Annotated in this window: 2 protein-coding genes; both read right to left on the reverse strand. The window is 42.2% G+C overall.

Annotated elements, in window-relative coordinates:
- Positions 1 to 84 precede the first annotated feature (84 nt).
- On the reverse strand, positions 85 to 1026 hold the full coding sequence (locus MM239_RS03395) for a PorP/SprF family type IX secretion system membrane protein (protein ID WP_241346594.1): 942 nt from the start codon (positions 1024 to 1026) through the stop codon (positions 85 to 87).
- A gap of 105 nt (positions 1027 to 1131) precedes the next feature.
- A complete protein-coding gene (locus MM239_RS03400; RefSeq protein ID WP_241346596.1) occupies positions 1132 to 9114 on the reverse strand; it encodes an Ig-like domain-containing protein in 7983 nt (2660 codons plus the stop codon).
- Positions 9115 to 9244 lie beyond the last annotated feature (130 nt).

A 9244-nucleotide genomic window follows, 5' to 3' on the forward strand; every position in this document is an offset into this window, starting at 1 on the left:
AATCAAAATGTCAATTGATAAACTTACTCATTTAAGCATCATTTGAATCATTTTATTTTCTAACGTTTCCCTCTCTTGTAGCTTTTACCAAATTAACACCTCTTTACTATCTGATCGGATGTTCTTCTTGAACAATGGAATTACTGCCAAAAACTCATGAGTCGTATTTGGTAACAAATATGACTTGTTCATCGGCAATTCATAGACATAGCCTATCCTGATCATTGGAAACAAGACTCCAAGCTGGAAATTGTTAGCATAATCGATCCTATGTCCTCCACCTAGCCATATTCTATCCATCATCAATACTTTGAAATTGAACTCAATGTTATCTGGCAAATCTTGCTGAGTTCTATACATAAAGTTTGTTGCCAAAGCCAAGTTTTGAGTCAATGCATTCCTGTAGCCCGCTTGGAAGATTCCTACTCTTGGTTTTCTCTCCATGAATACGTCTCCTGAGTTGATCGCTCCTTTGTTTACATGAGAGACGGCATAGGAAACATAATAATTTGGATGGGTTAGTGCCATACCGATATTGAAATCTAACACTTGCATGTTGGCAAAGCTGTTCAAGTATTGCCCTACAACTGGATCGCTGGCTTGCTCTGTGGTCAGGCTGTTGCCGTCTAGCCTCACTTGATTGTAGCTCACGCCCATACCCAAACGGATAGCTGTCTTCTCTCCTACTTGAATCCTAGAAGCATAAGAACCTATCATCTCGGTCTCTACAAATGCCCCATATTGATCATGGAGCACATTGAACCCTAAAGCATTCTTATTTGGATCTGCACCTTTGGAAAAGTCTGCAATGTCAAACTCCAAACTCCCGAAAAATGTCATCGGAGCTCCTTCAAACCCCACCCATTGATTTCTGATCAAACCACGGAAATTCGACCCTTCATAGCCTGTTAATGCAGGATTGAAATAACTCTGCATGTGGCTAAACTGGGAAACATATTTTCTTGACTGAGCAAATGATGACATGCTCATTGTAATTGCAATAAAGAGTAGGTATATTTTTTTCATGATCAATCTTGTTAAACGTTAAATGTTTGGCGTTAAAATGTTGTTGATTTTGAAAAAGAAGGAAGTGGTATTTCATCCCTCTTCCTTCGTCTTTCATTATTTCTATTACTTTCTAAATAGATTCAACATGCCCTTTCTCACTTCTCCCGTCTCTTTAACTTCTACTGTCCAGTAGTAAGTACCTGTAGGTAACGCTATGGTTTCAAAGAAACCATCCCATTTGATATCAGGGTTTTGCGTGTAGAACAAGCGCTTACCACTTCTCTCGAACACTTGAATCACCACGCCACTGTAATACCTCAATTCTGGTACTCCCCAAGTATCATTGGTACCATCACCATTGGGACTGAATGAATTGAAAATTTCAATCGCGGAAACTGATTCTCTTGTCCTTTCGATCGTGAACACCTTCTCTATCACATTGCCATCTCTATCTGTGACTCTGATGAGCACTTCGAAGGTTTTCTTCCCTTCTACCCTTGCAGTGGTGTTCCAGTACAAGGCATTGTTGATGATTGCAAAGAAGCTACTTTCATAGGCGCCCTGTACCAGCTCGATGCTATGTACATTATCTATAGGGTCTACCACACTAAGTCCCCCTACCCTAATCTGATAGTTTTTACTATCGGCTCTGAAGGATAAGTTATCCAATAGCAAGTCTTGAGGTGCTGGTTTTGGCAGTACTGTTACCGTCACATTAGCCATCAATTCCATTGGATTCGTGTAGCCTTCTGATAGGTTGATCACTGCTTCGAGTGCGTAATCTCCTCTTGCGTAGATGTTCAATGGTGATAGGTTCCAAGTAATCGGGAATGATAATACTTGACCATCAGCCGTCATTACCCCGATGCTTGAAGGTAAAGCAGGTTCCTGACCCCATGCGGTTTCTACATTTGCAGGCTGGAATACCATGTCTATTTCAGAAGCAGTGATTGTTAAATCTGCTGAAACAAAGTTGATGGTATAGTTATTACCAGCAGACAAGCTTCCTAGGCCTATAGCATAGCTACCAGGCTCCTCACCAACTGCTCTCTGAAGAGAACCAGTTATGGTTGCTGGTTGATCATCATTTACTAATCCTGATACTTGATAAGTCAAGGCTGGATCTTCAACCCCAAATGGTTTGATTTGGCTATCTGCTGTGATTGTTAGCGTTGCCTTGGTCACTTCCAATGCTCCTGCTACCAAAGTGATCTCATAGTTCGCATCTGAACCTCCTGCCAAGGTGATTGGATAGGTTCCAACTCCTGAACTTGCTGTTGCTGTGGTGCTGATACTTGGTTCTGTTGTCACTTTGGAATCGTCGTTAACCAAACCAGCGTAGGTAAAGGTCAAGGCTGGATTCGCTGCACCATAAACCTTGGTCTGATCAGTTGCTGTGATGGTCAATTGAGCTTGCGTGATGTGGAAATCTCCTGTACTAAACAATATGGAATAGTTAGCCCCAGCATCAAGTGATCCTTGCGTAATCGCGTAGCTTCCTACATGCTCTCCTGCAACCCTTACAATTGAACCTGTTAAAATTGCTTCATCATCTCCACTACCGAAACCAGTAGCAGTAAAGGTTAGCATTGGGTCACTTTCTCCGTAAACTTTCCCTTGATTTAGCGTAGGGTTAATTTCTAACACAGCAGGTGTGATGGTCAGATCAGCCGTAAGTACCAAGGTAGTATAATTGCTTCCTGTAATCGTTGCAGCAGCCTCCTGTGTTCCTACATCAGTTCTGGTATTATTATCATAAGCCACAGAAGTTCCTACTGGTAAAGTGCCAGTGATTTCTATGGATTTTTCTGCGCCATCAAATACAAAGCTCTGATCCTCAAATGTAACACTTGTGATATCACCTGGAGTGATGGTCAGATCAGCTGTAAGTACCAAGGTAGTGTAGTTACTTCCTGTGATCGTTGCAGTAGCTTCCTGTGTTCCTACATTTGTTCTGGTATTATTTTCATAGGAGACAGAAGTGCCTGCTGGTAAAGTGCCAGTGATTTCTATGGTTTTCTCTGTTCCGTCAAATACAAAGCTCTGATCCTCAAATGTGATTCCTGTGATTGTTGCAGGGGTGATGTTCAGATCAGCTGTAAGCACCAAGGTGGTATAATTGCTTCCTGAGATCGTTGCAGTAGCTTCCTGTACTCCAACATCAGTTCTGGTATTGCTATCATAAGCTACAGAAGTGCCTACTGGTAAAGTGCCAGTGATCTCTATGGATTTTTCTGTACCATCATAGACAAAACTTCCATCTTCGAATGTTACACCTGTGATTGTTGCTGGAGTGATCGTCAGATCAGCTGTAAGCACCAAGGTGGTATAATTGCTTCCTGAGATCGTTGCAGTTGCTTCCTGTGTTCCAACATCTGTTCTGGTATTGTTATCATAAGCCACAGAAGTGCCTACTGGTAATGTACCAGTGATCTCTATGGATTTTTCTGTGCCATCATATTCAAAACTTCCATCTTCGAATGTAATACCTGTGATTGTTGCTGGAGTGATGTTCAGATCAGCTGTCAGTACCAAGGTAGTATAATTGCTTCCTGAGATCGTTGCAGTTGCTCCCTGCGTTCCCACATCTGTTCTGGTATTGTTAACATAGGAGACAGAAGTGCCCACTGGTAATGTACCAGTGATTTCAAGTGACTTCTCTGTTCCGTCAAAGACAAAACTCTGATCCTCAAAAGTAACACCTGTGATTGTTGCTGGAGTGATGGTCAAATCAGCTGTAAGCACCAAGGTGGTATAATTGCTTCCTGAGATCGTTGCAGTTGCTCCCTGCGTTCCCACATCTGTTCTGGTATTGTTAACATAGGAGACAGAAGTTCCTGCTGGTAATGTACCATTGATCTCTATGGATTTTTCTGTGCCATCATAGACAAAACTTCCATCTTCGAATGTAACACCTGTGATTGTTGCTGGAGTGATCGTCAGATCAGCTGTAAGCACCAAGGTGATATAATTGCTTCCTGAGATCGTTGCAGTAGCCTCCTGTGTTCCTACATCAGTTCTGGTATTGTTATCATAAGCCACAGAAGTTCCTGCTGGTAGTGTACCAGTGATTTCAAGTGACTTCTCTGTTCCGTCAAAGACAAAGTTGCCATCCTCAAAAGTAACACCTGTGATTGTTGCTGGAGTGATGGTCAGATCAGCTGTAAGCACCAAGGTGGTATAATTGCTTCCTGAGATCGTTGCAGTAGCTTCCTGTGTTCCTACATCAGTTCTGGTATTGTTAACATAGGAGACAGAAGCTCCTGCTGGTAATGTACCAGTGATTTCAAGTGACTTCTCTGTTCCGTCAAAGACAAAACTTTGATCCTCGAATGTGATGCCTGTGATATCAATTGCTAATACTTCAACAATTGCAGTTGCAGTAGTTGAATTACCATTTGTATCCGTAACTGTAACAGAGATGATATTTTCTCCAATATCATTGCTATCAAATTCGGTTTGGCTAGCAGTAGTACTTGAGACACCACATGCATCTGTACTTTCGAAAACAAGATCAGTAGCATTTATACTTGCACTTCCTGATGTATCAAGCTGGATGCTTATATTTTGAGTTGTAACCTCTGGACCAGTAACATCCTCCACCGTAACAATTGCAGTTCCTGTTGCTTGATTGCCATTGTTATCTGTAACTGTTAGGGTCAATGTGTTAGGTCCAACATCGCTACAATCGAAGCTAGTCTGGTTAACCGAAACACTAGCTATACCAAATCCATCAATACTGTTATTATCAACCTGACTGGCTAAAATACTTGCCGTACCATCTACTCCCAACTGAACAGTTATATTCTGAGTTTGAACCAATGGAGGTCTAGTGTCTACCAGATAATTGTTTGAATCAGTAGCACCTATCCCCGTATTACCCGGCACATCTTGATAGCCAGTATTGTCCAAGGTAATTAAATTGGTCGCTTGCTCCGTATTTATTGTGGGCGTCAATGTCGCAGTATAAGTAATATTATCATTAGTACTCAAGCTCGTCAAATTCCCATTGGATACTGAGAAATCTGCAAGGGTTAAGCCTGTAACAGCTTCGCTAAATAAAATTGTAACTGAAGTTGTTTCTCCTACTGTCAATTGATCATCAGCTACTGTTATAGAAACTGTAGGGCGCTGCGTATCAATTGCATAATTATTGGAATCTGTAGTTCCTGTACCTGCATTTCCTGCCAGGTCTGTATAGCCTGTATTATCAAGGGTGATAAGATTGACCGGCTGTTGCACATTACTTGAAGGGGTAAATGTTGCTGTCCAAGTGGTTCCTCCATCTGAGGAGGACAAGCCAGATAAAGTACCATTAAAGACAGTGAAATCATTAGTTTCTAGCCCAATAATCCTTTCGCTAAATACCACAGTAAGTGTTCCCGTTTGTCCAATTGCAAAAGTGGTATTGCTCAAACTCAAACTGGAAACGGTTGGCCTAACCCCATCCACCAAAACTTGAGCTGTACTACCTATTGCATTCAAGGTTAGGTTAGCATTATTATCAGCCAAATCCCTTATTGTCCCACCATTAAGAGAAAGTGTTCCAGCAAGGATTCCATTCAGATCAAGGTCTTCGCTTTGGACGGTATATCGGAATACCAATGCGTTGGTACCTGAACCAGAAATGTAAGTTGCCTGTCTTGTTGTAGACCCGATTGTCAGACTGAGCTGCGGTGAACCGTTGACAGTCACTACTTCAGAAAAGTTCAAGGTGAAATCCAAATTTTCACCTATAGCGTACACACCGTCTGATGGTACAGTTACCGAAGATATTACAGGAGCAACAATGTTCACATTGATTAATACTTCATCAGTTGCCGTTAGTGCACCACCTGATCCGGAGAAACCCTGGTCATCGCTGGTGATTGTTAGCGTTGCTGATCCACTGAATCCTGAAGTTGGAGTGAATACCATCCCCTCCAAAGCCACATTAATATTAGCAATTGAGCCTTCAAAAACCATGGTAGAATTATTTACTCCCGTCCCTGAGGTGAAAATTAAACCAGTGGTTCCTGATAGTGTTAAAACACCATTGGTGACTACTAAGGATATTTTAATGCTTGCTCCACCAGCGTCTACATCGCTTACACTAATCGGGTTGCCATTGGCACTTGAAAACACAAGAGCGCTATTCTGATCAACTTGTTGAGTTCCTGGTACTGAATTAACAGGAGCATCGTTCACGGCTGTCAGGTTTATCACCACTTGTCCAATATTGCTATATTGATCATCTTCTGCTGCAGCTTCCTTAATCCTCCAGTCCAATTCCACAGCTGCAGAACCGTTTAAATCTGCAGGTGGAATAAAGTAGATATTAGAAGGAATACTGATATATTGATTAATCTCAGCTAATGTTCCCGTAAGGGTTAATGCTGCACTTGAATGCCCTGTTACGATCAAATTGGAACCCGAAGCTGCTATATCGAAATATCCTTCTGAAGCAGTAATGCGTAAGGAGTATGTTCCTGATCCACCTACTAATTGGGCGCCTCCTAAATTCACTTCTGCATCTGAATCCCTAGCATCTTCCTCCATGGTAATACTGGCAGGCAAGCCAGAGAAAATAGGAAGACCTCGGGTAATTTCTACAGCATAAAAAGTTGTGGTTAATCCATCTTGCGCAGTAACATCCACTAAAATACTGTTTATTCCAGGAAGCAAAGCTATAGAGCCTGTTTGTTCAGCACTGGTTGCAGGAGCTCCATTAATTTCCATGGTTGCTGTTGCATCCGCTAAAGTCGCTGTGACTGCAATTGAATTGACTGCGTTGCTTACAGAAACGGTATAGTTTAACACCGCAGGATCAAAAGAAGGAAACAGGTTTCCGTTGTTTAACGCTAATGAGGATAACGTTGCATTTGTACTTACCTCTGGTTCCGTAATGTTAACTTCTCTAGTGATCTGATGTCCATTATTATCGGTTATAGTAGCTGTATAGGTGCCAGCAACCAAGCCAGAGATATTTGCTGCATACTGTGCGGGATCCGTATCCCAAACTATTGTGTAAGGAGATACTCCTCCAGAAGGCACTACTGAAGCCGATCCATCTGCTCCACCAAAGGTGGATACGTTTGTCTGCACCACCTCAGCATTCAGTTCTGTTGGCTCGACAATTTCTATATTCTGGTTTACAGAGCACATGTTTGCGTCTGTAACTGTGACAGTGTAGAAACCTGCTACCAAACCTGTAGCAGTAGCATTACTTCCCCCATAGGGTGCCCAGCTGAAGGTGTATCCAGCGGTTCCACCAGTTGCTATTACCGTTGCTGTGCCATTAGACCCTCCGTATACACTAACATCTGTCTTTGCAAAGGACACCTGAAGAGGGGAAGGTTCCGTAATTGTAAAACTCTGGGTTGTTTGACATGCATTTGCATCGGTAACAGTAACCGTGTAAGTGCCCGAAGAAAGTCCAGTGGCAGTAGCACCTGTACCTCCTGATGGTGCCCAGCTGTAAGTATATCCAAAGACTCCACCTGATACATTCACAGTTGCTGTACCATTGGAGCCACCATTGCAGCTTACATTGCTTTGGCTGGCAGCAGTAGCCGTTAATGCTGGTGGTTGGCTTATTGTAAAATTCTGGGTTGTCTCACAGGAGTTTGCATCCGTGACAGTAACCGTGTAATTACCAGCGGAAAGTCCAGTGGCAGTGGCACCTGTACCTCCTGATGGTACCCAGCTGTAAAAATAGGTACCTGTACCCCCCGTAACTAAAACTGTTGCTGAACCATTTGACCCACCGTTACAGCTTACATTTGTTTGACTGGCAGCAGTAGCCGTTAATGCTGGTGGTTGGGTTATTGTGAAATTCTGGGTTGTCTGACAGGAGTTTGCATCCGTGACAGTAACCGTGTAATTACCAGCGGAAAGTCCAGTGGCAGTGGCAGCTGTACCTCCTGATGGTGCCCAACTGTAAGTATAAGGCGCCGATCCACCTGATGCATTAACTGTGGCAGTTCCATTTGAACCACCGAAGCAGGATACATTCGATTGTGAGGTAGTTGAAGAGAGGTTTGCTACCAATTCTGCTGAATTAGATGTTGTTTCACAGGAGCTTTCTATGGCTACACAACGATATAAAAAACCATTCATGCCACTGGTAATGCCTGTTATTGATAATGTACTTGTTGTTACTCCTGAGTATGGCGCTGAGTTACTAAGGTTCACAAATCCAGCCCCAGTATTAACCTGCCATTGATAGGCAGAAGCACCAGTAGCCGCAACATTAAATGTAGCATTACCTCCTACACATGAGTTAACATTGGAAGGATGAGCAGTAATATTGGGGTTAACGCATGGAGATGCAATATTGACAATTGGGGTAGATGACGTTGTTATTGAATTGGATAAGTCATTTGCATCACTTCCACTCCAATTATTTATGTTCGTAAAACGAGCCAACCAAGTAGCACGATCAGCAACTGATATTGGACCCGAATATTGAACATTGTCTCGTTGATCCCCTCCACCAGGTAAGCCAATGGCATTGATGCCATTGGTAAGGGCATTCAGGCTACCAAATCCATTGGGAAGGTATGAATCTCTTAATGTAATAAATGCAAGGTTTGATTCATAATTGTTATTCCAATTATTCGAATCCACTGATCCAGCGGAATTATTCATTCCAAAAATGAAAAAAGGATTATTATCCAATCCTTGGTATATGAAAACTTGGTCTCCAGATAAAGGCATTGGATCACTAACAGTATAACCTAAAATAGCTATATTGCTCGTCAAATTGTTTGAGGATGTTAAGTTAGTTAATGTAGTGACCTCATCACTACCACCTAAAAACAATTCTAGCACGGTTCCGGCTTGCACTGTACTAGTTACTGACCAGGTCACAATTCCGTCACCCGTATTTGATACTGTAAATGCATAGTTGCTCTGATCCCATCCCTTATCCGTAATTTTAATCACCGTCCCAGCTGGGATGTCCACCAGATTGACGATGAGGACTCGATCCGTGATAGCGTTCCAACCAATAACTGCCAAATCGCCTGGATTAAGCGTCTGCGCATTTATACTGTTGAAGCAGAGAAGTATGAATGCTAAAAAAATGAGGTAAAGATTTTTTAGAAATTGTAATTGTTTATTCATATTGTAACTACTCAGGTTGTAAATTAGCTATATGATTTAGATTTTCTAAGATATTTCCCGAACGTTTGATCAGGGTATCCACGACGGATCTTATAACACAGAAGTTTTCAGCTCCATTGTTGGATTTGAA

Origin of the sequence: Belliella filtrata (assembly GCF_022549775.1) — a bacterium.
Lineage (GTDB): Bacteria > Bacteroidota > Bacteroidia > Cytophagales > Cyclobacteriaceae > Belliella > Belliella filtrata.

Bases quoted from the DNA above. Each gene is read 5' to 3' on its own strand.
- MM239_RS03395 (WP_241346594.1), bottom strand. From the start codon at position 1,026: ATGAAAAAAATATACCTACTCTTTATTGCAATTACAATGAGCATGTCA.
- MM239_RS03400 (WP_241346596.1), bottom strand. From the start codon at position 9,114: ATGAATAAACAATTACAATTTCTAAAAAATCTTTACCTCATTTTTTTA.